This window comes from Kribbella sp. NPDC051718, assembly GCF_040681515.1.
In the GTDB taxonomy this organism is placed as follows: Bacteria; Actinomycetota; Actinomycetes; order Propionibacteriales; family Kribbellaceae; genus Kribbella.
On the sequence record NZ_JBFAYZ010000003.1, the window covers coordinates 829,019 to 854,184 of the forward strand.

Sequence of the window (25,166 nt, forward strand, 5' to 3'; positions counted from 1 at the left end):
GAGGGGTTGTTGTGGGGAATCGCAGTCGTGCGCTGGTGATCGCACTCGGGATCTTCTTCGTGGGGATCGCGGCATTGGCCAAGTTCTACGCGTATCCGACGCTGTCGGTGGCGCCACCGGACCAGGTCGCGCACACCGTCTCGGAAGGGCCGGACGCTACCTTCTTCAGCGCCAAGGAGCTGAAGAAGAAGGAGCACGAGACACTCGAGGCACGCCGTACGGTCCGCGGGGACGTGAAAGCGGCCGAGGAGATCAGCAAGAAGCTGGACCGCAAGGTGGTCGTCTTCGACACCGCGGTGGTGACCGACAACACGCAGAACTACCAGTTCCCTGACGACAAGTCGCAGACGGACAAGATGCCGCTGAGCTTCGTCCAGGAGCGGGTCGTGCTGGACGCGCACACCGGCGAGTCGGTGCGCTGGGCGGACAAGGACACCGGTGAGTACATCTCCACCACGTTGGAGAAGGCCGACCGCAAGACCGCCGAGAACGGCGGCGACCGGTTCTTCCACGGTCACGACGGGCTGGTGCTGAAGTTCCCGTTCGGGACGAAGAAGCAGACGTACCAGTTCTGGGACACGTCGACCCGCAAGGCCTGGCCGATGAAGTACGAGAGCACCACGCACCTGAAGGGGCTCGAGGTCTACAAGTTCGTCCAGGAGGTGCCGAAGCAGAAACTGGAGGCGGCCGAGCGGCTGAAGATCCCGGGGTCGCTGCTCGGCTCGGCCGAGCCGGCCGTCGAGGTGGACCGGATGTACCAGAACACCCGGACGCTGTGGATCGAGCCGGTCACCGGCGCCATCATCAAGGGCGAGGAGAAGCAGCTCGCCGAACTGCAGGCCGACGACGGCAAGAAGCTGACCGCGACCGAGGTGACGATCGCCTACGACGACGCGACCGTGCAGAAGAACGTCAAGGGCGCCAAGGAGAACGGCGTCGAGGAGGGCGGTTACCAGGCCAAGGCCGCGCAGCTGCACGCGATCGGCTTCTGGGTGCCGCTGTTCTCGCTGATCATCGGGCTGCTGTTGCTGGCGCTGGTGGTGTTCTTGCAGGTCCGGCCGCGGCCCGCTGCCGCTCACGCTCGGGCCGAGGCCACGGAACCGGACGAGAAGGACTAGTTCTTGCGGGCGGACCAGATCGCGGTACCGGGAACCAGCCGGCCGCGGTCTGGTCCCCAGCCGCCCCAGATGTTGTCGTTGCCGGCCGGCCACTCGGGTTCGAGTAGGTCGTCGATGACGAAGCCGGCGGTGGTGAGGGCGCGGATCCAGTCGCCGGTCGTGCGGTGGTGCTCGGCGTACACGGGAGTGCCGTCGGCGTCGACCTCGACGTACGGGGTGCGGTCGAAGTACGACTGAGTGATCCGGAGGCCGGCCGGGGTCGGGTCGTCCGGCATGCTCCATCTGATCGGGTGCGTCACCGAGAAGACGAGAAGGCCGCCGGGCTTGAGGGTCCGCGCGATCTCGCCGAGCGCCGCCTCCGCGTCGGCTACGAACGGCAGCGCGCCGAACGCCGAGCAGGCGATGTCAAAGGTGTTGCTCGCAAAGGGAATCGCGACCGCGTCGGCAGCAACGGTCCGTACTGCGGTCCCGGTACGCCGATCCAGCTCGCGCCCGACCCGAAGCTGCTCGACCGAGATGTCGAAGGCAACCACATTCGCGCCCTGCCCAGCCAACCACCGCGAGCACTGTGCAGCCCCGCACCCGACCTCGAGCACTCGCTTCCCTCGCACCGGTCCAAGCAACTGCGCCGCAGCCTCATCCACTCCCTCGGGAGACCAGATGAACTTGTCGTCCCCGAGGAACTCCCCATGCTCCTCGAGATACTCCTCGGCCGCCGAATCCCAGTAGGTCCGGCTGGCCCTGGACGTCTCCGACTCACTCAACTCCACCCGCTGCGGCTCCACCACCCGCGCAGCCTATCCGGCGGCGCGCGCGGCCAGCGCCCGGTTCATCGCCTCGAACTGGGGCTTGATGGTTTCGTTCAGCATGCTGACGGTGAAGGGGACGGCGATGCCGTTGAAGCGTTCTTCCTGGATGAGCTTCGAGCGGCCGCCCGGCAGCGGTTCGATCCGGAACGAGTGCTCGCCGTTGAAGATGCCGCCCGGGGGGATCTTGCCGATCCAGCGCAGCTCCTTGCCGGGGTCGACGGCGAGGAGTTCGGGGGTGAAGGTCGTTTCCTCGCCCTTGGTGTCCTTGAGGACGTTGGTGATGGTGGCGCCGGTCTTCAGGTCGCCGGTCGACGAGATGATGAATGGGTTCCAGTCGGGGTAGGCGGCGCGGTCCGCCAGCACCTTCCAGACCTCGTCGGGGGTTGCGTCGATCTCGATCTCGGTGTGCAGCACGGTGGTGTGGGCGATCGCGTAGACGCAGTAGCCGGCCAGCAGTACTACGACGGCGCCCAAGGCGGTCAGCACCCGTCGGCGTACGGGTGACTTCTTCTTGGCGGTGGTGGCGGTGGTCATCGTGGCTCCTCAGGGCCGAGGACGCTGCGGATGAGCGTCCTTGCGTAATCAGGGGTGAGCGGCTCGCCGGTGACGAGCAGGCGGTAGTAGAGGGGGCCGACCAGTTGGTCGACCAGCACGGCGGGGGAGACGTGGTCCAGGACGAGGCCTGCCTCCTGGGCCTTGGCGACCACGGCCGTGACGGCTCGGTGGCGCTCGGCCCACAGTGCGCGGACGCTTTCGCCGACGCGTGGTTCGCGGGCGGCAGCGGCGGCCAGGTCGGCGATCAGGGTCGCCGGGGTCGCGGCGAGATTGGCGGTGATCGTGGCGACGAGCTTGGTCAGGTCGCCGCGCGGATCGTCGGTCGGCTCGAACGGGACTTCCTCGCGCAAGTTGGTGATCAGCGCGACCACCAGCTCGGCCTTGGATGCCCAGCGCCGGTACAGCGTCGTCTTGGCGACACCGGCCCGCTCGGCGACCCGGTCGATCGACAGCGCGTCGTATCCGCCCTGGCGGATCTCTGCCGCCGCGGCCGCGAGCACTCTGCCCTCGACCCCGGTGTCGCGCGGTCTACCTCGTCCGGCCATCTCATCTCCTTTTACGATACTGCAGTAGCGTAATTGATCGACGGAAAGTTGTCAGCCCCCAGCTCTTGCCGAAAAGGTGAGTTTTCCTCAAGCTGACTCGTACTGTTACCGACCAGTCACTTAACGTTGAAGGCGGGCAGCATGCAGAAGAGATCAGTACGTGCTCGGATGGTCGCGGTACTCGCCGCGACCGGGTTGCTCGTGGCGGGGCCGGTCGCGGCTCAAGCGGCCACGGCTCGAGCGGCCGAGGCGCCGCCGCTCGTCTATGTCGCGATGGGTGACTCCTACGCCGCCGGCTCCCTGGTGTTGCCGGCGAAGGAGCTGTTCACCTGCGCGCGATCGGCGGTCAACTACCCGTCGCTGATCGCCAACCAGGTCCACCCCGCGACCTTCCGCGACGTCACCTGCGGCGGGGCCACGACCAACCACTTCGCGCAGCCGCAGCCCGGGATCATCACCGGGACGGCGGCACCGCAGTACGACGCGCTGAGCGCCGACACCACGCTCGTCACGGTCGGGATCGGCGGCAACGACATCGGCCTGGTCGGGCTCGCGGTCTCCTGCGTGAACCTGCTGCCGCAGCCGCTCGGGACGTCCTGCAAGGCGACCAACACCGCTGGTGGGCTGGACAAGCTCGCGCAGAAGATCGACGCGTTCGCACCGACGTACGGAACGGTGATCGAGCAGATCCGGCAGCGGGCGCCGCACGCGAAGATCCTGATGGTCGGCTACCCGACTGGGATCAAGAAGGGCGGCTGCTGGCCGGCCGTTCCGGTCTGGGCAGCAGACGCCGACTACCTGCAGTCGGCGCTGACGCGGCTGAACGTCCGGATGGCGGAGCAGGCACAGGCGCACGGTGCGACGTACGTCGATCTGGCGACGCCCAGCATCGGCCACGACATGTGCAAGGGCCTCGCGACCAGGTGGATCGAGGGGCTGATCCCGAACGTGGTGACGAACGGACTCGTCCCCCTGCACCCGAACGCGGCCGGCCTGCGTAATGCGGTACCGACCGTGATGGCAGCGGCCGGGCTCACGGCGAACTCCAAGGCCTGATCCGAAATCGTCCGTGCCGTGCGGCAGGATGCGCGGCATGGACGACTTCGGGGCGATCGCAGCCAGTGCGGTACCGCTGACCGGCGGCTACGGCGGGGAGACCTTCGCCGTGAGCGCCGGCGGTGAGGATGCCGTGCTGAAGCTGTACGGCAGGCGCCCGGCGCGCGCGGCGGTCGATGTCTCGCTGATGCGACTCGTGCGCGGACTGCTACCGGTGCCCCGGGTGCTGGACGCCATGCCTGAGCCTGCTGGCGACGGTGCTCCTCCTTATGTCTTGTACGAGCGGCTGCCCGGCGTGAATCTGGAGACCTATCTCGCGACGGCCGGCGACGCGGAGCGGCGGAGGGTGGGGGAGCAGCTCGGCGAACTCCTCGTGCGGCTGAGCGGGATGCCGTTCCTGAGCTTCGGCGACTTCGTCGGGCGGGAACTGGCGATCGAGCCGTTCGGGGTCGGCGACCTGGAGGAATTCTTCCAATCGCATGCCGGCGAGATCGGGCTGACGCGGGCGCAGGTCGACCGGTTCGCTGACGTGATCTTCGAGGTCGAGGAGCTGGCCGCGACCGGGGTGGACCGCTTCTGCCTGGTGCACAGTGACTTCAACCCGAAGAATCTGCTGGTCGACCCGGCGAACGCGGAGATCACGGGGCTGATCGACTGGGAGTTCGCGCATGCGGGGTCGGTCTACGCCGACCTGGGCAACCTGCTGCGGTTCAACACCGACCCGGTGCTCGCGGGGGCGGTGCTCGGCGTAATACGGGCCGGTTTCGACCTCGGGGACAGGCTGGTCGACCAGGCTCGGGCGGCGGATCTCTGGGCCCTGATCGACCTCGCGGCGAGGCCGGGGACCAACCCCGTGGCGGCCGCCGCGAACGCGTTGATCACCCGGATCTGCGACACGGGCGAGCTTGCGGGCGGCCGTCCGGACCCGGACGTCGTACATTGAGACCAGTGGCACGTCGAGAGACCTCGGCGGGCGGCCGGTCGTCACCGGGTGCCCCGGGTTGCCGTGCCCTCCGTCATACACGTATTCTGTGAGATGCGCTATGGGCCCGCGCGACCTCAGACGGAGCAGGCTCGTGCTCGCAGCAAGATGCGATCCAACGGTCATAACGCACCCGTACGACACCATCAGCCCACGGAGCAACTCACCACATGACGGCCAGCATCGAGGCACCTCTCGACCCCGCAGTACGCACCACCCCGCAGGTAGCGGTCAATGACATCGGGTCGGAGGAAGACTTCCTCGCGGCGATCGATCTGACCATCAAGTACTTCAACGACGGCGACATCGTTGAGGGGACCATCGTCAAGGTCGACCGGGACGAGGTTCTCCTCGACATCGGTTACAAGACCGAGGGCGTCATCCCGTCGCGCGAGCTGTCGATCAAGCACGACGTCGACCCGAACGAGGTCGTCAACGTCGGCGACCACGTCGAGGCCCTGGTTCTCCAGAAGGAGGACAAGGAGGGTCGCCTGATCCTCTCGAAGAAGCGCGCCCAGTACGAGAAGGCCTGGGGCACGATCGAGAAGATCAAGGAAGAGGACGGCGTCGTCACCGGTACCGTCATCGAGGTCGTCAAGGGTGGACTCATCCTGGACATCGGCCTCCGCGGCTTCCTGCCCGCCTCGCTCGTCGAGATGCGTCGGGTCCGCGACCTCCAGCCGTACGTCGGCCAGGAGATCGAGGCCAAGATCATCGAGCTCGACAAGAACCGCAACAACGTGGTTCTGTCGCGTCGCGCCTGGCTGGAGCAGACGCAGTCCGAGGTGCGGATGAACTTCCTCACCCAGCTGCAGAAGGGCCAGATCCGCAAGGGTGTCGTCTCCTCGATCGTCAACTTCGGTGCGTTCGTGGACCTCGGCGGCGTCGACGGTCTGGTGCACGTCTCGGAGCTGTCCTGGAAGCACATCGACCACCCGACCGAGGTGGTCGAGGTCGGCCAGGAGGTCACCGTCGAGGTGCTGGACGTCGACATGGACCGCGAGCGCGTCTCGCTGTCGCTGAAGGCGACCCAGGAAGACCCGTGGCAGCAGTTCGCCCGGACCCACCAGATGGGCCAGATCGTGCCCGGCAAGGTCACCAAGCTGGTTCCGTTCGGTGCGTTCGTCCGGGTCGAGGAGGGCATCGAGGGTCTGGTGCACATCTCCGAGCTGGCCGAGCGTCACGTCGAGATCCCGGAGCAGGTCGTTCAGGTGAACGACGATGTGATGGTCAAGATCATCGACATCGACCTCGAGCGTCGCCGGATCTCGCTGTCGCTGAAGCAGGCCAACGAGGGTGTCGACCCGGTCTCCGACGACTTCGACCCCACGCTGTACGGCATGGCGGCGACGTACGACGACCAGGGCAACTACGTCTACCCCGACGGCTTCGACCCGGAGACGGGCGAATGGCTCGAGGGCTTCGACGCTCAGCGCGAGGAGTGGGAGCGGCAGTACGCCGAGGCCCACACGCGCTGGGAGGCCCACAAGAAGCAGATCGAGGACGCCAAGACCGCGGACGTCGAGGCCGGCGAGGCCTCCACGTACTCCTCGGCCACCGGCGGCGGAGCTGCCGCAGCGAAGGACGACGCTCCCGCCGAGGGCGCGCTCGCTTCCGACGAGGCGCTCCAGGCTCTCCGCGAGAAGCTGACCGGCCAGGGCTGATAGCCACCCGGTAAGTACCTGCAGGACCCGAGACCCCCACACCCCCGTACTGGGTGTGGGGGTCTCGTCCTTGTACGGTGCTTGCGTGCTGAGAGTCGGATTGACCGGAGGGATCGGGTCGGGCAAAAGCTCGGTGTCGGCGCGACTGGCCGCTCGTGGAGCCGTCGTGATCGACTCGGACCTGCTGGCCCGCGAAGTGGTTGCCAGGGGCACCGATGGGCTGGCCGAGGTGGTGGAGGTGTTCGGGGACGTACTGACGGCCGACGGGGACCTGGACCGGCCGGCGGTCGGGCGGATCGTGTTCGGGGACGAGGTCGCCCGGCGCAAGCTGGAGGCGATCATCCATCCGCGGGTGCGGGCCCGGGCCGCCGAGATCGAGAGCTCGGCGCCGGCCGACGCCGTTGTGGTGCACGACATTCCGCTGCTGGTGGAGACCGGGCAGGGGGGCAACTTCGATCTGGTGCTGGTGGTCGATGTGCCGCAGGAGGTACAGGTCGAGCGGCTGACCCGGGACCGCGGCATGACAGAGGAGGAAGCGAAGGCTCGGATCGCCAGCCAGGCAACGCGGGAGCAGCGGCTCGCGGTCGCGGACCTGGTCGTCGACAACGCCGGCAGCCTCGAGCAGCTGGACGCCCGGATCGCGGAGCTCTGGCCGGGACTGCTGAGCCGAGCAGGACACGGTCCGGCCACGAAAGGATGACCCTTGGGCCCGAAATGATGATTCCGGGCCGAGCTGTTGGAGAATCTTCCCGGTCCGCAAGTCCAAGGTTGGGAGGGTGGCGTGGAGTGTCCGCGCTGTAGCTCTGACGTCCCCGAGGTATCGCATTTCTGCCACCACTGTGGCAATGATCTGCAGACCGGGGACGCCGAGCGCAAGAAGGCCTATGCGGCCAGACCGGACGAGCCGGTGGCTTCGTTCAAGCTGGTCTCGACGATCATGCCGCAGGGCGCGGGCCGTCAGCCGTACACCTACCGGGTTGCGCTGGGCATCGCCTTGCTGCTGACCGTGGTGACGGCGGCGCTGGGCGCGCTGCCGGTCGCGATCATGATCGCCGCCTTCGCCATCCCGATCGTCTACATCCTCTACATCTACGACGTGAACCTGTGGGAGGACGAGCCGGTCCCGGTGGTCGCCGCGGCGTTCGTGCTGACCGGCGTACTGGCCGCGGTGTTCACCTGGTTGTGGTCCGACCGGATCGGCCTGTCGACCGACCTGATCGGTGGCAACTCGGGCAGTCCTTCCGGGAGCGACCTGCTGATCCTGGTGCTGCTGGTCCCGGTCGTCTCGGAGCTGATCCGGCAGATCGGCCCGCTGTACCTCGCCTCGCGGCCGCGGTACGACGACCTGATGGACGGCTTCACGTTCGGCGTGGTGGCCGGGGTCGGCTTCGCTTGTTTCGAGACGCTCGTCCTGCACTGGGGCTGGATCAGCGGCGGCTTCGCCGGTCCGGGCAGCAGCGCCGGTACCTGGATCTCGGTCGTCCTGCTGCAGGGGTTCGTGAAGCCGCTGATCTACGGCTCGGCGACCGGGCTCGCGGTGGCGGAGTTCTCCGGGCTGGGGGAGAAGTACGACGGCTTCACGCCGCGCTGGGTGGTCGGTCTGATCCAGGCGATGCTGGTGAACGCGCTGTTCCAGGGCGGTGTGTACCTGCTCGGCTTCGTCGGCGGGCACGGCTCGACGATCGGTGCCGTGCTCGGTGTGCTCTGGGGTCTGGTGCTGCTCGGGGCGTTGATCATCCGGGTCCGGACGGTGCTGCACAAGGGTCTGCTGGAGGCGGCGCTGGAGTCGGCCGCCCGGGGTGGCTCGAACCATGCGTCGGGTGAGCTGGCGTTCTGCTCGCGGTGTGAGATGCCGCTGCTGCCGCACTCGGACTTCTGTTCTGCTTGTGGCAACTCGGTCCGGTCGGTGCCGAAGTCCGAGCGCGGCGTGGCACTGCAGACTGGGGAGACGCAGGCATGAGCAACCAGCAACCGCCGTACGGCGGCCAGCCAGGTCAGCAGCCGCCGCAGGGACCGCCGCAGGGACCGCCGCCGGGTTATGGCCGGCCGCCGCAGGGTCCGCCGCACGGCTATGGACCGCCACCTGGCTACGGCCAGCCGCCATACCAGGGCCCGCCGCCTCCGCAGGGTCCGCCTCCGCAGGGACGGCCGCCGCAAGGGCCGCCGCCTGCGTATGGGCAGCCTGGCCAACCGCCGTACCAGGGCCCGCCTCAGCAGCAGTACCCGGGCCAGCAGCCGGGCTACCCCCAGCAGCCGGGCTACCCGGGCCAGCAGCAGTGGAGCCCGCAGTACGCCGGTGGTGGTGGTAAGGGTCCGAACAAGATCCTGCTGCTCGCCGGTGGAGGTCTCGCCGCGGTAGCGCTCATCGGTGTCGTGCTGGCCTTCGTGTTCGGCGGTAACGACGACAAGAAGATCGACGCGTCGCCGAGCGTGCCCACCGCCACCCAGCCGACCACTGAGCCGAGCACCGAGCCGAGCAACGAGCCCAGCACGCCGGCCGACGACACCGGCATCGACGTGGCCGAGGGCGTCCGCGTGACCCCCGCGCCCGGCTACAAGCGTGAGTCCCTGGCCAAGTACACCGGCGTCTACCTGCTCAACAAGGGCGAGGCGTACTTCATGGTGAACGCCTTCAAGCCGAACCCGGGCGAGACCCCGGCGTCGGCGCTGGCGAAGCTGTTCACGGTCGAGACGAAGGGCCTGGACCAGGTCAAGAAGAACAAGCCGTTCGAGAGCTCGCCCACCACCGGCAAGGTCAAGTACCTGGCGTCGCAGACCTACAGCGCGGTGTCGACGAGCCAGAGCGGCACGCTCAAGGTGGTCGGCCTGGTCGGTGTCATCCAGCGTGAGGACGGCGTCCTGACGATCATTCAGGTGTACGGCCGCGAGGACAAGAAGGACGCCGTCCAGAAGGCCGTCACCACGATGCTGGATTCGGTGATCAAGAGCCAGTGAACAACAAGCGCGACAAAGGCCAGCCACCCAGCAATCCATGGGTGCGGAAGACCGACGAGGAGGGCGAGGAGTCCACCACCCCGGAGCCGGAGCTACCGCCGTCTCCCTGGTCGCTGGAGGTCCCCGCCCGCCCACCGTCCCCCTGGGACACGCCAGACGCCGGTACTGCGGGCTCTGCGCCATCCACGTGGGATGCAGCGGGCACTACTCCAGCAGCGACGAGCGGCACCGGAGTACAGGGTGCTAGTCAGACCGATGCGCCGTGGGGTGACAAGGTCGGCCCGCCGTCTCTGCGTCGGCCTGAGCCGGTCAAGAAGGGGTTCAAGCTGCCGCCGGTGGTGATCCCCATCGCTGCGGGGCTCGCGGTCGTAGTACTGGTCGCTGTTGCGCTTGTCCTGCTGACCGGGGGAGACGACAAGAGCGCCGATCCAGGCCCGGTCCCCACGGTCACGCCGACACCGTCGTACACGCCGCCCTCGAACGCGTTGCCGGTGCAGTTCGGCGTCTCGATCGTGCCGGCCCCGGGCTGGAACGTGGTCGCCAAGGAGACGAACGGCAAGCAGGTCGCCATCTACGGGCCGGATGGAGCGCCCCGGGCGTTCCTGTGGGTGCGGCAGAAGCAGAACGTCACCGCGAACGCGTTCGTGGTCGGCATCGTCGAGGGCGAGACCAAGGACAAGATCGCCAAGCTCGACAACGTACGGAACCTGCAGTGCCCCAAGGACGTCTTGGTGGAGTGCGTTGCGCTCTCCTACACCATCACCCCGACGCCTGGTGCGTCGATCAAGGGCGACGTGGAGGTGTACCGGCGCAAGGACGGCGTGGTCACCGCGCTGGACTACCAGGCAGGGGCCGACTTCGTCGCGACCGCCGATCCAGCGGTGAAGGCGATGAAGCAGTCGGTGCTCGACAGTCTTTGAGTGAGAGGCGAACATGAGCCAGCAGCAGTACCGAACCCCGCCGCCTCCGCCCGTCCAGGGCGGATGGGGTCCGGGCCCGATCGGACCTCAGTTCCGGCCGGCCAAATCGTCGAAGACGCAGTGGATCGTGATGGGCTGTGCCGTGCTCGCGGTGTTGCTGATCGCGATCGGTGTGGTGCTGATGGTGACCGGCAAGGACGACGACACCGCCGGTACGCCGGTGGCCGGCGCGACCCCGGAGCCGGTCGGCACACTCTTCACACCGTCACCGACGGCTGCGCCGAAGACCAAGGGCCCGTTCGACGTCGGTGTCGAGGTCGGCAAGGGCGTCTGGTTCACGCCGGCGAAGGGGTGGCTGCAGGGGCCGGACAAGACGGTCGGCGGGCAGTATTGGATCCTGCAGGAGAACCGGCAGGGCGGGAAGCGGCGTGGGTTCATCGACGGGTATTTCTGGGTCCGGCAGACGCAGCTGTACGACGCGAAGGCGTTCGCCGAGCACCTGGTCGACATCGAGTCGAACGGGTACAAGAACGTCAAGATCGGTCGCGGAACCGCGCTGGAATGTGCGGTGCCGGCGCTGAAGTCCTGCTACACGATCACCTACACCGCGGACGTGCCGACCAAAAGCGGGAAGCTGCTGCCGTTCAAGGGCTTCATGACGGCGTACGAGGACCAGTTCGGGCAGGTCACGGCGACCGACGTGGGGCTGGAGACGAGCGTCTACGACCGGCGGGCGAAGGATCTGGCCGCGATGAACGAATCCGTGGTGAAGAGCTACACCTGATGTCCGCCCTGGGCTGATTTTCGGAAACTGTCGGCGGCGGGTCGTACGGTGGTGGTCATGAGACAGGTCACCGATCTCCAGCGTATGGTCGCGCCCCTCAAGGTCGTGTCCGACTTCGATCCGGCCGGCGACCAGCCGGCCGCGATCGCCGAGCTCGAGCGCCGGATCAACGCGGGCGAGCAGGATGTGGTGCTGCTGGGCGCCACGGGTACGGGCAAGACGGCCACGATGGCGTGGCTGGCGGAGAAGATCCAGCGGCCGATGCTGATCCTGCAACCGAACAAGACGCTGGCCGCCCAGTTCGCGACCGAGCTGCGGCACTTCTTCCCGGAGAACGCGGTCGAGTACTTCGTCTCGTACTACGACTACTACCAGCCGGAGGCGTACGTCCCGCAGACGGACACCTACATCGAGAAGGACTCCTCGATCAACGAGGAGGTCGAGCGGCTGCGGCACTCGGCGACCTGGTCGCTGCTGACCCGGCGCGACGTGGTCGTGGTGGCGACCGTCTCCTGTATCTACGGTCTGGGCTCAGCCGATGAGTACCTGAACCGGATGATCCACGTGAAGGTCGGCGACGAGATGGACCGCGACGGTCTGCTCCGCAAGCTGGTCGGCGTGCAGTACGCGCGCAACGACCTGGCCGGCACCCGCGGCACCTTCCGGGTCCGCGGCGACACGCTCGAGGTCTTCCCGGTCTACCAGGAGCTGGCGGTCCGGGTGGAGTTCTTCGGCGACGAGATCGAGCGGGTGATGACGCTGCACCCGTTGACCGGCGAGATCCTCAGCGAGGAGAACGAGCTCTACATCGGTGCCGCGACGCACTACGTGACGGCGCCGGAGAAGATGGAGCGCGCGATCACCAGCATCGAGGCCGAGCTCGAGGAGCGGCTGGCCGAGCTGGAGCGCGGCGGGCAACTGCTGGAGGCCCAGCGGCTGCGGATGCGCACGACGTACGACATCGAGATGATGCGCCAGATCGGCACCTGCTCGGGGATCGAGAACTACTCGCGGCACACGGACGGGCGCGAGCCGGGGACGGCGCCGCACTGCCTGCTGGACTACTTCCCCGAGGACTTCCTGCTGGTGATCGACGAGTCGCACGTCACCGTGCCGCAGATCGGCGGGATGTACGAGGGCGACATGTCGCGGAAGCGGACGCTGGTCGAGCACGGCTTCCGGTTGCCGTCGGCGATGGACAACCGGCCGCTGCGCTGGGAGGAGTTCCTGGAGCGGATCGGCCAGACGGTGTACCTGTCGGCGACTCCGGGGCAGTACGAGCAGGACAAGTCGGACGGGCACGTCGAGCAGATCATCCGGCCGACGGGTCTGATCGACCCCGAGGTGATCGTGAAGCCGACCAAGGGCCAGATCGACGACCTGATCCACGAGATCCGGCTCCGGACCGAGCGCAACGAGCGGGTGCTGGTCACCACGCTGACCAAGAAAATGTCGGAGGACCTGACCGACTACCTGCTGGAGATGGGCATCCGGACTCGCTATCTGCACAGCGAGGTGGACACCCTGCGCCGGGTCGAACTGCTCCGCGAGCTGCGGATGGGTGAGTACGACGTACTGGTCGGCATCAACCTGCTGCGTGAGGGCCTCGACCTGCCGGAGGTGTCGCTGGTCGCGATCCTCGACGCGGACAAGGAAGGCTTCCTACGCTCGGGCCGGTCACTGATCCAGACGATCGGCCGCGCGGCCCGAAACGTCTCGGGTGCGGTCTTCATGTACGCCGACAAGATCACCCCGTCGATGGAGCAGGCGATCGACGAGACCAACCGTCGTCGCGCCATCCAGGTCGCGTACAACACCGCCAACGGCGTCGACCCGCAACCGCTCCGTAAGAAGATCGCCGACATCACCGACATGCTGGCCCGCGAGGACGCCGACACCGCCGAGCTCCTCGGCAACGGTCGCACCCAATCCCGTGGCAAGGCCCCCGTCCCCGGCGGCGGCAAACTCAAGGCAGGCGAGAAGGCCCGCGAACTGGCCGGCGGCCTCCCGTCCTCCGACCTGGCAGACCTGATCCAGCAACTCACCGACCAGATGCACAACGCAGCCGCCGAGCTCCAGTTCGAAGTAGCCGCCCGCTACCGAGACGAAATCTCCGAGCTCAAGAAGGAACTCCGCCAAATGCTCAACGCCGGCGCCAAGTAGTTCAGCTGACGTTGCGCTGGGGGGACTCGTTGACGGTGAGGGTGAAGATGTCCGGTCGGCTGTAGTGGCCGACCGGATCGAAGTCGAGGAAGCCCCGATCTCGGTCGGAGAGGTCTAGTTCGGCTAGGAGGACAGTTTCGCCGGCCCGGGCTGGGCCGGCGAGGATCTCGCCGAGTGGCGAGATGATGGTGCTGCCGCCGTTGATGAGGATGGTTTCGGGGGAGTCGCCTTGGATGGGGTGGACGTCCTCGGGGAGGTCGGCGCGGGTCAGGTATTGGTTGGCGCTGATGACGAAGCAGCGGCCTTCCAAGGCGATGTGGCGCATCGTCGACTGCCACTGGTCGCGGTCGTCGACGGTGGGGGCGCACCAGATGTCGATGCCTTTGGCGTACATGGACTGGCGGAACAGCGGCAGGTAGTTCTCCCAGCAGATGGCGGCGCCCAGTACGGCGTACTCGGTGCGGACCGCGGGCATGGTCGAGCCGTCGCCTTGGCCCCAGAGGTAGCGTTCGGCGGCTGTTGGCAGGAGTTTGCGGTGCTTGGCTACCAGGCCGTCGGTGGCGGTGAAGAAGAGCGCGGTGCAGTAGAGGGTGCCGCCGTCGCGTTCGATCACACCGACGACCAGGTCGACGCCTAGCTGGGCGGACAGCTCCGCCAGTCGGGCGGTTTCGGGGCCTGGTACGGCGATCGCTGCTTCGCGGTAGCGGCGGAAGAGGTCGCGTCCTTCGGCCGACCGTGACCCGACCGTCACGCCGAAGTCGATGCCCTTCGGATAGCCACCGATGAACGCCTCCGGCAGCACCACCAGCCGGGCGCCGCCCGAGGCTGCCTCCCGGATGAAGTGCTCGGCTTTCGCCATGGTGGCAGGAGTGTCGAAGAGAACAGATCCGGCCTGAACAGCAGCTACGACGACGGATGCCATGCCGGGAGAGTACGCCGTCGAAGGGCACCGGTCGGCGAGTCGGTACGAGGTCCTGGCGGCGGCCCTACGCTCGATCGATGAGCACTCAGGAACTGGCCGGTCAGCGGGCCCTCGTCACCGGAGCCACGTCGAGAATCGGGCGTGCCATCGCCCGCAGTCTGGCGGCCGCCGGAGCGGAGGTCGTCGTCACCGGGCGACGCGCCGAACTCGGCGCCGAGACGGTCGGGCTGATCGAGAGCGATGGCGGTCGGGCGACGTTCGTACCGGCTGATCTCGGCGAGCTGGACGACCTCGAGCGGCTGACCAGCGAGGCCGGCGACATCGGGATCCTGGTCAACAACGCCGGGTTCTACCCGATGGTTCCGACCGTGGCGTTGACGGCCGCGGAGTACCAGCGGGTGTACGACGTGAATCTCCGCAGCGCGTACTTCCTGACCGCCGCCATCGCTCCACGCATGGGCCTGGGGAGCGCGATCGTCAACGTCTCCTCGACCGGTGCGCAGATCGGGATGGCGATCGCCGCGGGCTACAGCGGCAGCAAGGCGGCGCTGGAGTCGATGACCAGGTCGTGGGCGGTCGAGTTCGGGCCGGCCGGGGTGCGGGTGAACGCGGTCTGCGCCGGCATGATCCGGACCGACAAGCTGCTGGAGATCCTGCCGGAGGAAGGCATGCAGCAGGTGAGCGCACCCTGGCCGCTCGGTCGACCGGGCACGCCGGAGGAGATCGCCGAGGTCGCGCTGTTCCTCGCCTCACCGCGCGCCAGCTACGTCACCGGCGCGGTCGTGGTAGCTGACGGCGGCCAGATCATCTCCTAGCCTGCAGGTATGAGACTGACCGCGGCGGACCTGCTGGAGCACTGCCTGGCGAAGCCGGGAGCTTGGCAGGACGAGCCGTGGGAAGGGGACGTCGTCGCCAAGGTGGGGGACAAGATCTTCGCGTTCCTCGGGTCGGGGACCGCGGTGGGGGTGAAGTGCGGCAACAACCGGGAGGAGGCCGACGAGCTGGTCGACACCTATCCGGAGGATGTCAGCAAGTCGGCGTACATCGGACGGTCGGGGTGGAACACGGTTCGGCTGGGCGGGTCGGTGCCCGATGACGAGATCCTCGAGCTGGTCGACACGTCCTACGAGACGATCGTCGCCAAGCTGCCGAAATCAAAACGGCCACCGGTTCGATAGGTGGGTTCGATTTGGAAACTTGGACATCGATCGGTCAGAATAGAGGTGTTGAAGGGGAGTATTCCTTTCGCGGCGGTATCGTCATCACGGTCAAGGGTTCGTCCCCACGCCCGGTGCCGCCGGCCAGGCCCGACTGATCGAGCCAGGCGGAAGAGACCTTCGGAGTCCGATTCTCGTCTGAGCTCCGGAGGTTTCCTGTGCACGTTGCCGACTACGTCTGGTACATCACCGTCGGGGTGCTGCTCGCCCTGCTGGCCTTCGATGTCTTCATCATCGGCCGCCGCCCGCACGAACCGAGTACCAAGGAATCGGCCCGGGCGATCGTCTTCTACGTCTCCCTCGCCGTCGTCTTCGGGCTCGGCGTCTGGGTCTTCTCCGGCGGCGAGTACGCCGGCGAGTTCTTCGCCGGCTGGCTCACGGAGTACAGCCTGAGCGTCGACAACCTGTTCATCTTCCTGATCATCATGGCCAGGTTCCAGGTGCCCAGGAAGTACCAGCAGACCGCATTGCTGGTCGGCATCATCCTGGCGCTGTTCTTCCGCGGCATCTTCATCGCCGTCGGCGCGGCCGCGATCAACGAGTTCTCCTGGGTGTTCTACCTGTTCGGCGCGTTCCTCGTGTACACGGCGATCCACCTGGCCAAGCAGGGTGAGAACGACGACGAGGACTACAAGGAGAACGCGGTCATCCGGTTCGCCAAGAAGCGGCTGAACGCGACCGACGAGTACAACGGCGTCAAGCTCACCGTGAAGCAGAACGGCAAGCGGCTCGTCACCCCGATGGCGATCGTGATCATCGCGCTCGGTACGACGGACCTGCTGTTCGCGCTCGACTCGATCCCGGCGATCTACGGGCTGACCCAGGAGCCGTTCCTGGTCTTCACCGCCAACGTGTTCGCGCTGATGGGTCTGCGGCAGCTGTACTTCCTGCTCGGCGATCTGCTGCGGCGGCTGGTCTACCTGTCGCTCGGGCTGTCGGTCGTACTCGCCTTCATCGGCGTGAAGCTGGTCCTGCACGCGATGCACGAGAACGAACTGCCGTTCATCAACGGCGGCCATCACATCGAGTGGGCGCCCGAGATCCCGATCTGGGTCTCCCTCGGCTTCATCATCGTCACCCTCGGCATCACGACCCTGCTCAGCCTCCACAAGTCCCGCAACATGGCGACGTCGCCCGCAGTCGACGCGCCCGAGTCCGAGACGCCGACCTCGGCAGCTGCGCAAGCCGGCGGCGGCGAACTCGACGAGGCGACCCGCGCCCAACTCGAGGGTCTCCAAGAGCCCGAGCAGTCAGACACCAAGAAGTCCTAGCCAAAAGCCAAAGCACCGGCGCCCGATCCCCTGCGGGGATCGGGCGCCGGTTGTTGTTCGGAGGAGCACCGCCACGGTGGTCCAGGCAGCACGCCTCGCTTCGCTCGGTGGCTGCCTGGGCAGGAGGTGAGCGCCCGGCGGCAGGCTGTTGGGTGGTGGGTTAGAGGCGGGCGGTGGTTACCAGGGTTTGGCGGCGTTCTGGGAGTAGGGGTTCGTTTTCTAGGCGTTTGCCGGTTTCTGAGGCGTGGAGCATGCCGGCGGGGGAGACGAAACCTACGTGGTGGACCTTCTGGCCGGGGCGGCCGAAGAAGTAGAGGTCGCCGGGGTGGGCTTCGTCGGTGGGGATGTGTTCGAGGGCGTCGCACTGGTCGTGGGCGTCTCGGGGGATTCGCTGGCCGAGGACGCGGCTGACGGCGTGGACCAGGCCGGAGCAGTCGAGGCCGTAGGTGGAGGTGCCGCCCCAGAGGTACTCGAGGCCTAGGAAGAGTGAGCCCAGGCGGATGCGGTCCTCGGGTGATGCGGGGGAGTCCACGGGACGCAGCGCAGAGTCTGCAAGCCAGCCGGAGCCACCGTCGGGCAGTGCGACGCGGGTGTAGCCGTCGGCATGGTCGACTGACGCCAGTACGGTCGCAAAGGACAGGTCAGCCAGATGACCGGCGCCCGGCTCGGCGAACAGTTGAGCAGTCGGCACAGTGACGGCGACCGGTGCAGTGGCAGCGCCCGGCAGCTCACCGAGATGGCTCGACGGCACCCACCCCGGATAGCCGAGGTCGTCGGCCGACGACGGCTGCCACGGCGCGATGATCTCGGACCACCCGTCGCGTTCGGACCGTACGAGCACCGGCTCGGCGAACAGCAACTGGGTGAGCGTCCGGCCGTGCAGGCCGAGCCGGGTCTCGGTGTCCATGGCCTTCGCCCAGGCGGCGACGTCAGGCTGGGCGGCGATCGCAGGCGCGTCGACGTCCCGTGGCGCATCCGGTGAAGTCCAAACGGTACTCACCGGTACTTTGGCGGAAACTAACTTCATAGCGTCAAGCCTGTCACGCCGAGTCCAGCCGCCGTCGGCAGGTGGATCACCGAGCCCTCATATCGCACCCCGCCGACCACCGGCGCCGACCTCAACCACCAGGCCGCGTCGAGGTCATTGACCGCCGTAGTCGGGTACGCCGCGACAAGCGCAGCCGCCGCCCCGATCCCCACGTGACTCTCCATCATCGACCCCACAATCGCCCCAAGCCCGTGCTCCCGAGCCAACTCGAGCAGCGTCCGGGCGGTCGCCAGCCCACCACACTTGGCGAGCTTCACATTGACCAGATCAGCCGCGCCATGCCGGATCACCGCGACCAGATCCCGTACTCCGTACACCGATTCATCAGCCAGAATCGGCGTACTCACCCGATCAGTGATCCACGCCATCCCCTCCAGATCGGCCGCGACCACCGGCTGCTCGACCAGCTCGATATCGCACCCCGCATCCTCCAGAGCACGAATCGCGTTCACCGCGTCCCGCCGGCTCCACCCCTGATTCGCATCGAGCCGCAGCCGCGGATCCGGCCCGATCGCCTCCCGCACCCGGCGTACCCGGTGGAAGTCAGCCGCAGCGTCACCCGTCCCGACCTTCACCTTCAACACGTCGAACCCGTCAGCGATCCGATCTATCGCCGACGCCGCCAACTCTTCGGCATCCCCGACCGACAACGTCACATCCGTCCGCACCGACGAAACGGTCGACCCGAGGAACCCATGCAAGGTCTGCCCCCGTCGACGCGCCACGAGATCATGCAGAGCGACATCCACCGCCGCCTTGGCCCCGAAGTTGCCCTGCACGGCCGCTTGGATCCGGCGCAACGCCTCGGTGAAGTCGTCCGGTTCCAGCCCGTCGAGCGCGGCCGCGATCGGACCTTCGACGCAGGCCTGCGCGCCGGCCAGCGATTCGCCGGTCACCTTCCAGACCTGAGGCGCCTCGCCCCAGCCGCTCAGCTCGCCGTCCGTCAGCTCGACGAGCAGGGAGTCGGCGCTGGTCGCAGTACGGAGTGCTGTGATGAACGGGGTGTGCAGCGGTGCGGAGATCAGGTGCGTGGTGAGTTTCACCGGATCGCCTCCAGATCGTGTCGATGGGTCCAGGCCTCAAGTGCGATCTCGGCGATCAACCGCTGCGCCTCGGAATCGGGCAGCTCGGACGTCGTGCAGACCACGAGCACGAAGGCGTCGGCGTCGGAAGGCCGGACGATGCCACCGTCGTGCCGGATCCGGAGATCCCAGCCGTTCTTGTGCTCCACGCGTGTCCCCGACGGCAGCAAGGCCGGGATCTCGCCGTTCCAGGTATTTCCGGCGAGAAGCTCGCGCACATACTCACCCGATGCCGTCATGTCATTGCCCACAGCAACCAAGACGGCGGCGAGATCGGCCGGGCTCATCAAGTTGCTGATCCCCGCCGCCTGCGCTCCCGCGTCGTCGATGCCGCGCCGGATCACGCTGGCGCCGGATCCGTACTCGGCCAGCACGGCATTGGCCCCATCCACCCCGGTCTGCTCCAGGACCAGATCAGTCGCGAGATTGCTCGACCGAGTGATCATCTCTGTCGCCAGCCAGCCCAAAGTCACCTGCTCCCCGAGCCGCGTCCAGGTCGCCGGCGCCTCGTCCTCGGCCGGATTGACCCCGAACCGCCCACCCGCCGCCGACGCGAAGTCGTTGTGCACGGTCACCGCCTGGTCGAGCGCCAGCTCACCGGCCTCGACCAGCCGCATCATCGCGATCGCGACCGGCAGCTTCATCGTGCTCGCGGCGTAGTGCGTGCGCTCCGCGTGATGCCGCAGCACCGCTTTGCCGTCGAGCCGCCCCAGCCAGACACCGAACTCACCCCGCCCGTCGACCCCACGGAGTTGGTCTGCAATTCCCATGATCGTCACCCTTCCACACCGCGACCGTCCTTGAACTTGCCGGGCCTGGCAGACTTCGCGGAGTGTCGAGAGCGCTAGGACTTCTCCTCGGTTTCGCCGCCGATCGCTGGCTGGGCGACCCACGCCGCTTCCACCCGGTGGCCGGTTTCGGCCAGGTCGCCGGCCGGCTCGAGCGCACGCTGTACGCCGATTCACGCGCGGCCGGTACGAAGTACGCCGCCCTCCTCATCACCACGACCGCGACCGTAGGCGTGGCAGCCGAAAAGCTGACAGCCGGCCGCCCGATCGCGCGAACCGTGCTCACCGCCGCCGCAACCTGGGCCGTCCTAGGCGGCCGCAGCCTCGAGCGTGAAGCCGAAATCATGGCCGGCTACCTCGACGCCAAAGAACTCGAGGACGCCCGCGGCAGACTCAGCTACCTCTGCAGCCGCGACGCCACCGACCTCGAAGCCGACGAGCTCGCCCGCGCGACCGTCGAGTCAATCGCCGAGAACACCTCCGATGCGACCGTCGCCCCGCTCGTCTGGGGCGGCCTCCTCGGGATCCCCGGCCTGATCGGCTACCGCGCGGTCAACACGCTCGACGCCATGGTCGGCTACAAGTCGCCCCGCTACCGCAACTTCGGGTGGGCGTCGGCGCGACTCGATGATGCGGTCAACCTGCTGCCGGCGCGAGTGTGCGCAGTACTGACCGGCCTCGTCTCCGGGCGACCGGGGGAGTCGTGGCGCATCTGGCGACGGGATGCACCCGGCCATCCGAGTCCGAACGCAGGCCCGGTCGAGGCGTCCTTCGCGGGTGCGCTCGGCCTGCGACTGGGCGGGGTCAACTCGTACGGTTCCGAGGTCGAGGATCGGGGCACGTTGGGAGACGGCCTGCCACCGACGGTCGGCGACATCCGGCGTACGGCATCACTCGCGCGGCGCGTCGCCTACGCGTCGGCCGCGCTGGCGGCGATCGTGGCGTTGCGTCCGAAGCACCGTGGAAGGCGAGGGGAGCGGGCATGCATCTGACCCAGCGGCCGATGCGGATCGCGCTGATCCGGCACGGCGAGTCCGAGGCCAATCTCGACAAGCGGGTCTACGAGACCGTGCCCGACCACTCGGTCCCGCTCACCGCGCACGGGCACGAGCAGGCGGCCGCGGCGGGCAAGCAGTTGCGCGAACTCTTCGAGGGCGAGCCGGTACGCGTCTACGTCTCGCCGTACCTGCGGACGCTGCAGACGCTCGACTCGCTCGGGCTGGACGACCTGATCGGGGTCGCCCGGGAGGAGCCACGGCTGCGTGAGCAGGACTGGGCGAACTTCCAGGACACCGAGGACATCGCCCGGCAGGAGGCGCTGCGGGACTCGTACGGGCACTTCTTCTACCGGTTCACGCATGGCGAGTCCGGCTCGGACGTGTACGACCGGGTGTCGAGCTTCCTCGAGACGATGCACCGCGACTTCGAGACGCCCGACTCGCCGCGGAACGTGCTGCTGGTGTCGCACGGGCTGACGATGCGGCTGTTCTGCATGCGCTGGTTCCACTGGTCGGTGAAGTTCTTCGAGACGCTGCGCAACCCGGGCAACGCGGAGACACGGGTGCTGCTGCGGCAGCCGGACTTCCGGTACAAACTGGACCGGCCGTTCGAACAATGGACCCAGCACACTCCGACTGAACGGGAGCGATCGGCATGGTTGTAGAACAGTCTCGCGACGCGGCCGTCGAGTTGCTGGCCGCCTTGAGTCCGGAGCTGCGGGAGAAGGCGACCGCTCCCTTCGACACGCCTGACCACCAGGTGTGGACGTACCTGCCGGGCGATCGTCCCGGGGTGACGCTGGGGGAGTTGTCGGTCGAGCAGCGGCGGCTCGCGCTTCGGTTGCTGGAGATCGCGTTGAGCGAGCGCGGGCTGGCGGATGCGCGGTCGGTGATGTTCACCGAGGCGATCCGGCGGGGACTGCCGCAGGCCGAGCCGGGGTCGGCTGTGGATGTCGGGTCCGAGCAGCGGTACTTCCTGCGGGTGCTCGGCGATCCTGCTGGGATGGCCCCGTGGGCCTGGCGGCTCAACGGGCATCACATCGCGTTGCATGTGACGTTCGTGTCGGGTGCGATCGGGTTCACGCCGCAGTTCTTCGGCTCCGAGCCGGCGACGGTGTTGTCCGGGCCGCATGAGGGGTTGCGGACGCTGGCGGCCGAGCAGGATCTGGGGTTCTCGTTCCTGGATTCGCTGGAGGCCGGGCAGCGGGAGCTCGCGATCGTCTCCGACACGGCGCCGTCCGACATCCTGACCCGATATGACCCGGTGGCGGACCCCAAGGTATTGATGCGTGGGCTTCCGTACGGCGAGCTGACGCCAGAGCAGCGGCAACTCTTCAGCCTGCTGATCGGCCAATACATCGGCCGCGCCGCCGGCCCGATCGGCCTGCAGACGTGGCAGGACATCACGGAGCAGGGGATCGAGCGGTTGACGTTTGCGTGGGCCGGGGCGACCCGGCCGGGCGGCGGCCATTACTACTCGATCGCGGGGCCGACGTTCTTGGCGGAGTACGACAACACGCAGGACGACGCCAACCACATCCACTCGGTGTGGCGGGATCTGCGCAACGACTGGGGTACGGATCTACTCGCTGCTCATTACGCCGGGTACTAGACCGGCTTGCGCCAGACGGAGACGTGGCTTTCGCTGTCGGCGGTGAAGGGGGCTCGGTGCCAATCGGCGTACCGGGCCTCGAACTCGAGTCCGGCCAGCTGAGCCATCAGGTCGCACTCGGCAGGCCAGATGTAGCGGAAGTTGCCGGCTTCGTACCGGGTCGTGCCGTCGGGGTCGGTGAAGTAGTGGTGCGACGCGCAGGCCTGGGTCGCGAGATCGTACGTGTCGAAGACGAGATGTCCGTCGCCGATGCCCATCGGTACCGCGGATTGCCCCGGCGGCATCCGGCGGATCGCGGGCACCCACAGCTCGATGACGAAGCGGCCGCCCGGCTTGAGGTGGCGGGCCGCGTTGCGGAAGCACTCGACCTGCTCAGCCTGGGTCCGCAGGTTCGAGATGGAGTTGAAGACGAGATAGACCAGCTCGTACTCGCCGGGCACCTGCGTCGTCGCCATGTCGCCGATCACGACGGGGAGCGTCTGGTCCTTCTGTCGCAGCTGAGCCGCCATCGGCTCGGACAGCTCGATCCCGGTCACGGCGACGCCGCGAACCGCAAGCGGGATGGCCACCCGGCCGGTACCGATCGCGAACTCCAGCGCTGCGCCCTGGCCGGCCAGTTCTGCCAGGAAGCCGACCGTCGGTTCGATCACCTCCGGCTCGAACATCTCGGCGGACGACGCGTCGTACCGCGTCGCAGTGTCCTCGTCCCACACTTCGCTGCTGGTCATCGCCTGGCAGCCTGCACTGTCGGCGCCGACCATGTCCATCGAGTTTCCATGTCAAAGCCGCCCGACCGGCTCCGACTCTGCGGTAAAGCAACCTTTAAGGAGACAGATCATGGCGAAGGTACGCGTTCACAACTTCACGATCACCGTGGACGGCTATGCCGCCGGCCCGAACCAGCGGCTCGACAAACCGTTCGGGGACGGAATGGACGACCTGCACGGCTGGATGGAAGCGGCGATGGAGGCCGGCGCGACCGGTCTTGACGCCGAGCGGCTGAACCGGTGGAACGACAACGTGGGTGCCACGATCATGGGCCGCAACATGTTCGGTCCGCAGCGAGGCCCGTGGGAGGACGAGTCCTGGACCGGCTGGTGGGGCCCGAACCCGCCATACCACCACACCACCTTCGTCCAGACCCACCACCTCCGCCCAGACCTCCCGATGGAGGGCGGCACCACCTTCCGCTTCACCGACGCCCCGATCGAGAAGGTCCTCGACCAAGCCTTCCAAGCAGCCGACGGCCAAGACGTCGTCATCGCCGGCGGCGCCACAACGATCCAGCAATACCTCCGCGCCGGCCTGATCGACGAACTCCACCTGGTCATCGCCCCAGTCCTGGCCGGCACCGGCATCCGCCTCTTCGACAACCTCGACGACGCCCTCGCGCAGTACCGCGTCGCCGACCAAACCAGCTCCGCCACAGCCGGGCACGTGCAGCTGGTCCGCCGTTAGAAAGAATCCGGGGCTTGCCGGACAGGGATGGGTGTGACTTCTACGGTTGGGCGAGAGGATGTGCGGGTGCGCGAGGCTCGCTTTGAGGTGTTGGTGGGGGTGGTGGGGGCGCCTGTGCATCGGTATCTGGTGCGGCGGGCCGCTGCCGACGCGGTCGATGACGTGCTGGCGGAGACGATGCTGGTGTTGTGGCGGCGGCTCGATGACGTACCTGGGCTTGGCGACGGTACTGCGGTTGATCCGGACGAGGTGTTGCCGTGGTGCTACGGGGTCGCGCGTGGTTGTTTGGCCAACGCGCGGCGGGCGGAGGGGCGCCGGCTCCGGTTGGTGGAGCGGTTGGCTCGTACTGCTTCGGAGTTGCCAACGGCAACTACTGATCATGCTGCGCTGTACGAGGCGCTCAAGACTCTGGGCGAGCTCGATCGGGAAGTCGTGACGTTGTGGGCCTGGGAGGGGCTGGCGCCGCGGGGGATCGCGGAGGTGACCGGGTTGACCGCGAACGCCGTCAGCATTCGGTTGCATCGGGCAAAGAAAAAGCTGGCCGCGGTCCTCGGGCGAAAGAACGCGGTCGGTGCCGGACAGGAGAAGGGTAAAGGAGGGAGCGAGCTGTGAACGACGACGAACTGCTGGCCCAGCTGAAGGCCGCCGATCCGGCGAGGCACGCTCCCGAGCCGAACCTCGACCGCCTCCTGGAGGCCACGATGACCACCGACACCGAAACCCGGCCCACCCGCAACACCTACCGCCGCTGGCTGCCCGCGGTTGCCGCCGGCGTACTGCTCGCCGCCGGTGGAGTCGGCTGGGCCGTCGCCGGCAACTCCGGCAACGACAACCAGCCTGTGGCCGGTCCGCCGACCAGCGCTGTCAGCACGCCGAGCGTCCTCAAGCTGACCGTCGGCGCTGCGCCCAACGCCAAGTGCCGCGCGGTAGAGGTGGCAGACCTCCAAGGGATGGAGACCGCCTTCGAGGGCACCGCCACCGCCATCAAGGGCGAGCAGGTCACCCTCCACGTCGACCACTGGTACCGCGGCGGCGAAGCCACCACGGTCGAGGTCCAGTCCGACGCCGACGCGGTCACCACTCTGCTCGGCGTAGATTTCAAGGTCGGCGGCACCTACCTCATCACCGCGACCAACGCCCAGGTCAGCCTCTGCGGCGAGAGCGCCCCGACCAACCCGGAACTCCTCAGCCTCTACAAGCAGGCCTTCGGAGGCTGATC

27 protein-coding genes are annotated in these 25,166 nt (G+C 67.6%); 19 read left to right on the forward strand and 8 right to left on the reverse strand.

Going from position 1 to position 25,166, the window contains the following annotated elements; all coding sequences use genetic code 11:
• Window positions 1-11 precede the first annotated feature (11 nt).
• The gene (locus AB0M15_RS15475; RefSeq protein WP_363818320.1) at window positions 12-1,118 is read left to right on the forward strand and encodes a DUF3068 domain-containing protein; all 1,107 of its coding nucleotides are present in this window, start codon (window positions 12-14) and stop codon (window positions 1,116-1,118) included.
• Here AB0M15_RS15475 and AB0M15_RS15480 read toward each other — a convergent pair.
• From AB0M15_RS15480 to AB0M15_RS15490, 3 genes are read right to left on the reverse strand one after another with little or no spacing between them, the layout of a single operon-like run.
• Window positions 1,115-1,906 carry a class I SAM-dependent methyltransferase gene (locus tag AB0M15_RS15480; protein WP_363818323.1) on the reverse strand — a complete coding sequence of 264 codons (792 nt, stop codon included), beginning with the start codon at window positions 1,904-1,906 and terminating at the stop codon, window positions 1,115-1,117. The genes AB0M15_RS15475 and AB0M15_RS15480 overlap by 4 nt on opposite strands.
• Before the next feature lie 9 nt (window positions 1,907-1,915).
• Window positions 1,916-2,461: an SRPBCC domain-containing protein gene (locus AB0M15_RS15485; protein WP_363818326.1), complete on the reverse strand. Its 546-nt coding sequence runs from the start codon at window positions 2,459-2,461 to the stop codon at window positions 1,916-1,918.
• On the reverse strand, window positions 2,458-3,027 hold the full coding sequence (locus AB0M15_RS15490) for a TetR/AcrR family transcriptional regulator (protein WP_363818328.1): 570 nt from the start codon (window positions 3,025-3,027) through the stop codon (window positions 2,458-2,460). Before AB0M15_RS15490 ends, AB0M15_RS15485 begins: the two co-directional genes overlap by 4 nt.
• A gap of 141 nt (window positions 3,028-3,168) precedes the next feature.
• On the opposite strand from AB0M15_RS15490, the gene AB0M15_RS15495 reads away from it, so the two are divergent.
• The 9 genes from AB0M15_RS15495 (at window position 3,169) to uvrB (ending at window position 13,551) form a co-directional block, all read left to right on the forward strand.
• Entirely contained in the window at window positions 3,169-4,083 is a 915-nt protein-coding gene (locus tag AB0M15_RS15495; protein ID WP_363818331.1) for an SGNH/GDSL hydrolase family protein, read from the forward strand.
• A 37-nt stretch (window positions 4,084-4,120) separates the two neighbouring features.
• Window positions 4,121-5,026: a phosphotransferase gene (locus AB0M15_RS15500; RefSeq protein WP_363818334.1), complete on the forward strand. Its 906-nt coding sequence runs from the start codon at window positions 4,121-4,123 to the stop codon at window positions 5,024-5,026.
• A 209-nt stretch (window positions 5,027-5,235) separates the two neighbouring features.
• Window positions 5,236-6,729 carry a 30S ribosomal protein S1 gene (gene rpsA, locus AB0M15_RS15505; RefSeq protein WP_363818336.1) on the forward strand — a complete coding sequence of 498 codons (1,494 nt, stop codon included), beginning with the start codon at window positions 5,236-5,238 and terminating at the stop codon, window positions 6,727-6,729.
• Between the two features lie 85 nt (window positions 6,730-6,814).
• Window positions 6,815-7,429, forward strand: coding sequence for a dephospho-CoA kinase (gene coaE, locus AB0M15_RS15510; protein WP_363818338.1), 615 nt, complete (start codon window positions 6,815-6,817; stop codon window positions 7,427-7,429).
• 81 nt (window positions 7,430-7,510) lie between these two features.
• Complete coding sequence (locus AB0M15_RS15515) at window positions 7,511-8,689, forward strand: PrsW family glutamic-type intramembrane protease (RefSeq protein ID WP_363818341.1); 1,179 nt, start codon at window positions 7,511-7,513, stop codon at window positions 8,687-8,689.
• The gene (locus AB0M15_RS15520) at window positions 8,686-9,684 is read left to right on the forward strand and encodes a hypothetical protein (RefSeq protein WP_363818343.1); all 999 of its coding nucleotides are present in this window, start codon (window positions 8,686-8,688) and stop codon (window positions 9,682-9,684) included. Before AB0M15_RS15515 ends, AB0M15_RS15520 begins: the two co-directional genes overlap by 4 nt.
• Window positions 9,681-10,604, forward strand: a complete 924-nt coding sequence (locus AB0M15_RS15525) for a hypothetical protein (RefSeq protein WP_363818345.1) — start codon at window positions 9,681-9,683, stop codon at window positions 10,602-10,604. Before AB0M15_RS15520 ends, AB0M15_RS15525 begins: the two co-directional genes overlap by 4 nt.
• A 13-nt stretch (window positions 10,605-10,617) precedes the next feature.
• Window positions 10,618-11,388, forward strand: coding sequence for a hypothetical protein (locus tag AB0M15_RS15530; protein WP_363818348.1), 771 nt, complete (start codon window positions 10,618-10,620; stop codon window positions 11,386-11,388).
• 57 nt (window positions 11,389-11,445) lie between these two features.
• Complete coding sequence (uvrB, locus tag AB0M15_RS15535; RefSeq protein WP_363818350.1) at window positions 11,446-13,551, forward strand: excinuclease ABC subunit UvrB; 2,106 nt, start codon at window positions 11,446-11,448, stop codon at window positions 13,549-13,551.
• 1 nt (window position 13,552) lies between these two features.
• Here uvrB and AB0M15_RS15540 read toward each other — a convergent pair whose 3' ends face one another.
• Window positions 13,553-14,473 carry a nitrilase-related carbon-nitrogen hydrolase gene (locus AB0M15_RS15540; protein ID WP_363818353.1) on the reverse strand — a complete coding sequence of 307 codons (921 nt, stop codon included), beginning with the start codon at window positions 14,471-14,473 and terminating at the stop codon, window positions 13,553-13,555.
• A gap of 77 nt (window positions 14,474-14,550) precedes the next feature.
• Here AB0M15_RS15540 and AB0M15_RS15545 point away from each other — a divergent pair, with 77 nt between their 5' ends.
• From AB0M15_RS15545 to AB0M15_RS15555, 3 genes are all read left to right on the forward strand, one after another.
• On the forward strand, window positions 14,551-15,288 hold the full coding sequence (locus tag AB0M15_RS15545) for an SDR family oxidoreductase (protein WP_363818355.1): 738 nt from the start codon (window positions 14,551-14,553) through the stop codon (window positions 15,286-15,288).
• 9 nt (window positions 15,289-15,297) lie between these two features.
• Entirely contained in the window at window positions 15,298-15,651 is a 354-nt protein-coding gene (locus AB0M15_RS15550; protein WP_363818358.1) for an MmcQ/YjbR family DNA-binding protein, read from the forward strand.
• 197 nt (window positions 15,652-15,848) lie between these two features.
• Entirely contained in the window at window positions 15,849-16,961 is a 1,113-nt protein-coding gene (locus AB0M15_RS15555; RefSeq protein WP_363818361.1) for a TerC family protein, read from the forward strand.
• A gap of 160 nt (window positions 16,962-17,121) precedes the next feature.
• On the opposite strand, the gene AB0M15_RS15560 is transcribed toward AB0M15_RS15555, so the two are convergent.
• The 3 genes from AB0M15_RS15560 to AB0M15_RS15570 are packed head-to-tail and all read right to left on the reverse strand — an operon-like array spanning window position 17,122 to window position 19,861.
• On the reverse strand, window positions 17,122-17,988 hold the full coding sequence (locus tag AB0M15_RS15560) for an NlpC/P60 family protein (protein WP_363818363.1): 867 nt from the start codon (window positions 17,986-17,988) through the stop codon (window positions 17,122-17,124).
• Window positions 17,985-19,052: a dipeptide epimerase gene (locus AB0M15_RS15565; protein WP_363818366.1), complete on the reverse strand. Its 1,068-nt coding sequence runs from the start codon at window positions 19,050-19,052 to the stop codon at window positions 17,985-17,987. Before AB0M15_RS15565 ends, AB0M15_RS15560 begins: the two co-directional genes overlap by 4 nt.
• Window positions 19,049-19,861: a serine hydrolase gene (locus tag AB0M15_RS15570; protein ID WP_363818368.1), complete on the reverse strand. Its 813-nt coding sequence runs from the start codon at window positions 19,859-19,861 to the stop codon at window positions 19,049-19,051. The genes AB0M15_RS15565 and AB0M15_RS15570 overlap by 4 nt, the downstream gene beginning before the upstream one ends.
• 62 nt (window positions 19,862-19,923) lie before the next feature.
• On the opposite strand from AB0M15_RS15570, the gene AB0M15_RS15575 reads away from it, so the two are divergent.
• Genes AB0M15_RS15575 through AB0M15_RS15585 form a run of 3 tightly spaced genes read left to right on the forward strand, consistent with a single transcriptional unit; the run spans window position 19,924 to window position 22,489 of the window.
• On the forward strand, window positions 19,924-20,871 hold the full coding sequence (locus tag AB0M15_RS15575; protein WP_363818370.1) for a cobalamin biosynthesis protein: 948 nt from the start codon (window positions 19,924-19,926) through the stop codon (window positions 20,869-20,871).
• Window positions 20,862-21,542, forward strand: a complete 681-nt coding sequence (locus AB0M15_RS15580) for a phosphoglycerate mutase family protein (protein WP_363818373.1) — start codon at window positions 20,862-20,864, stop codon at window positions 21,540-21,542. Before AB0M15_RS15575 ends, AB0M15_RS15580 begins: the two co-directional genes overlap by 10 nt.
• Window positions 21,533-22,489 (forward strand): DUF3500 domain-containing protein, encoded by a 957-nt coding sequence (locus AB0M15_RS15585; RefSeq protein WP_363818376.1) that lies wholly within the window; start codon window positions 21,533-21,535, stop codon window positions 22,487-22,489. The genes AB0M15_RS15580 and AB0M15_RS15585 overlap by 10 nt, the downstream gene beginning before the upstream one ends.
• Here AB0M15_RS15585 and AB0M15_RS15590 read toward each other — a convergent pair.
• On the reverse strand, window positions 22,486-23,256 hold the full coding sequence (locus tag AB0M15_RS15590; protein WP_363818378.1) for a class I SAM-dependent methyltransferase: 771 nt from the start codon (window positions 23,254-23,256) through the stop codon (window positions 22,486-22,488). The two genes, AB0M15_RS15585 and AB0M15_RS15590, sit on opposite strands and share 4 nt — an antisense overlap.
• Window positions 23,257-23,326: 70 nt before the next feature.
• On the opposite strand from AB0M15_RS15590, the gene AB0M15_RS15595 reads away from it, so the two are divergent.
• The 3 genes from AB0M15_RS15595 to AB0M15_RS15605 all read left to right on the forward strand — a co-directional run bounded on the left by AB0M15_RS15595 (window position 23,327) and on the right by AB0M15_RS15605 (window position 25,164).
• Window positions 23,327-23,947, forward strand: a complete 621-nt coding sequence (locus AB0M15_RS15595; RefSeq protein ID WP_363818381.1) for a dihydrofolate reductase family protein — start codon at window positions 23,327-23,329, stop codon at window positions 23,945-23,947.
• A 66-nt stretch (window positions 23,948-24,013) separates the two neighbouring features.
• The gene (locus tag AB0M15_RS15600) at window positions 24,014-24,559 is read left to right on the forward strand and encodes a sigma-70 family RNA polymerase sigma factor (RefSeq protein WP_363818384.1); all 546 of its coding nucleotides are present in this window, start codon (window positions 24,014-24,016) and stop codon (window positions 24,557-24,559) included.
• Entirely contained in the window at window positions 24,556-25,164 is a 609-nt protein-coding gene (locus AB0M15_RS15605) for a hypothetical protein (protein WP_363818387.1), read from the forward strand. Before AB0M15_RS15600 ends, AB0M15_RS15605 begins: the two co-directional genes overlap by 4 nt.
• The last annotated feature ends 2 nt before the right edge of the window (window positions 25,165-25,166 follow it).

What these genes read in the sequence shown, in the direction of transcription:
- AB0M15_RS15485 (WP_363818326.1), bottom strand. Translation starts at nt 2,461, where the DNA reads ATGACCACCGCCACCACCGCCAAGAAGAAGTCACCCGTACGCCGACGG.
- AB0M15_RS15490 (WP_363818328.1), bottom strand. Translation starts at nt 3,027, where the DNA reads ATGGCCGGACGAGGTAGACCGCGCGACACCGGGGTCGAGGGCAGAGTG.
- AB0M15_RS15495 (WP_363818331.1), top strand. Translation starts at nt 3,169, where the DNA reads ATGCAGAAGAGATCAGTACGTGCTCGGATGGTCGCGGTACTCGCCGCG.
- AB0M15_RS15500 (WP_363818334.1), top strand. Translation starts at nt 4,121, where the DNA reads ATGGACGACTTCGGGGCGATCGCAGCCAGTGCGGTACCGCTGACCGGC.
- rpsA (WP_363818336.1), top strand. Translation starts at nt 5,236, where the DNA reads ATGACGGCCAGCATCGAGGCACCTCTCGACCCCGCAGTACGCACCACC.
- AB0M15_RS15520 (WP_363818343.1), top strand. Translation starts at nt 8,686, where the DNA reads ATGAGCAACCAGCAACCGCCGTACGGCGGCCAGCCAGGTCAGCAGCCG.
- AB0M15_RS15530 (WP_363818348.1), top strand. Translation starts at nt 10,618, where the DNA reads ATGAGCCAGCAGCAGTACCGAACCCCGCCGCCTCCGCCCGTCCAGGGC.
- uvrB (WP_363818350.1), top strand. Translation starts at nt 11,446, where the DNA reads ATGAGACAGGTCACCGATCTCCAGCGTATGGTCGCGCCCCTCAAGGTC.
- AB0M15_RS15540 (WP_363818353.1), bottom strand. Translation starts at nt 14,473, where the DNA reads ATGGCATCCGTCGTCGTAGCTGCTGTTCAGGCCGGATCTGTTCTCTTC.
- AB0M15_RS15545 (WP_363818355.1), top strand. Translation starts at nt 14,551, where the DNA reads ATGAGCACTCAGGAACTGGCCGGTCAGCGGGCCCTCGTCACCGGAGCC.
- AB0M15_RS15550 (WP_363818358.1), top strand. Translation starts at nt 15,298, where the DNA reads ATGAGACTGACCGCGGCGGACCTGCTGGAGCACTGCCTGGCGAAGCCG.
- AB0M15_RS15560 (WP_363818363.1), bottom strand. Translation starts at nt 17,988, where the DNA reads ATGAAGTTAGTTTCCGCCAAAGTACCGGTGAGTACCGTTTGGACTTCA.
- AB0M15_RS15570 (WP_363818368.1), bottom strand. Translation starts at nt 19,861, where the DNA reads ATGGGAATTGCAGACCAACTCCGTGGGGTCGACGGGCGGGGTGAGTTC.
- AB0M15_RS15580 (WP_363818373.1), top strand. Translation starts at nt 20,862, where the DNA reads ATGCATCTGACCCAGCGGCCGATGCGGATCGCGCTGATCCGGCACGGC.
- AB0M15_RS15585 (WP_363818376.1), top strand. Translation starts at nt 21,533, where the DNA reads ATGGTTGTAGAACAGTCTCGCGACGCGGCCGTCGAGTTGCTGGCCGCC.
- AB0M15_RS15590 (WP_363818378.1), bottom strand. Translation starts at nt 23,256, where the DNA reads ATGGACATGGTCGGCGCCGACAGTGCAGGCTGCCAGGCGATGACCAGC.
- AB0M15_RS15595 (WP_363818381.1), top strand. Translation starts at nt 23,327, where the DNA reads ATGGCGAAGGTACGCGTTCACAACTTCACGATCACCGTGGACGGCTAT.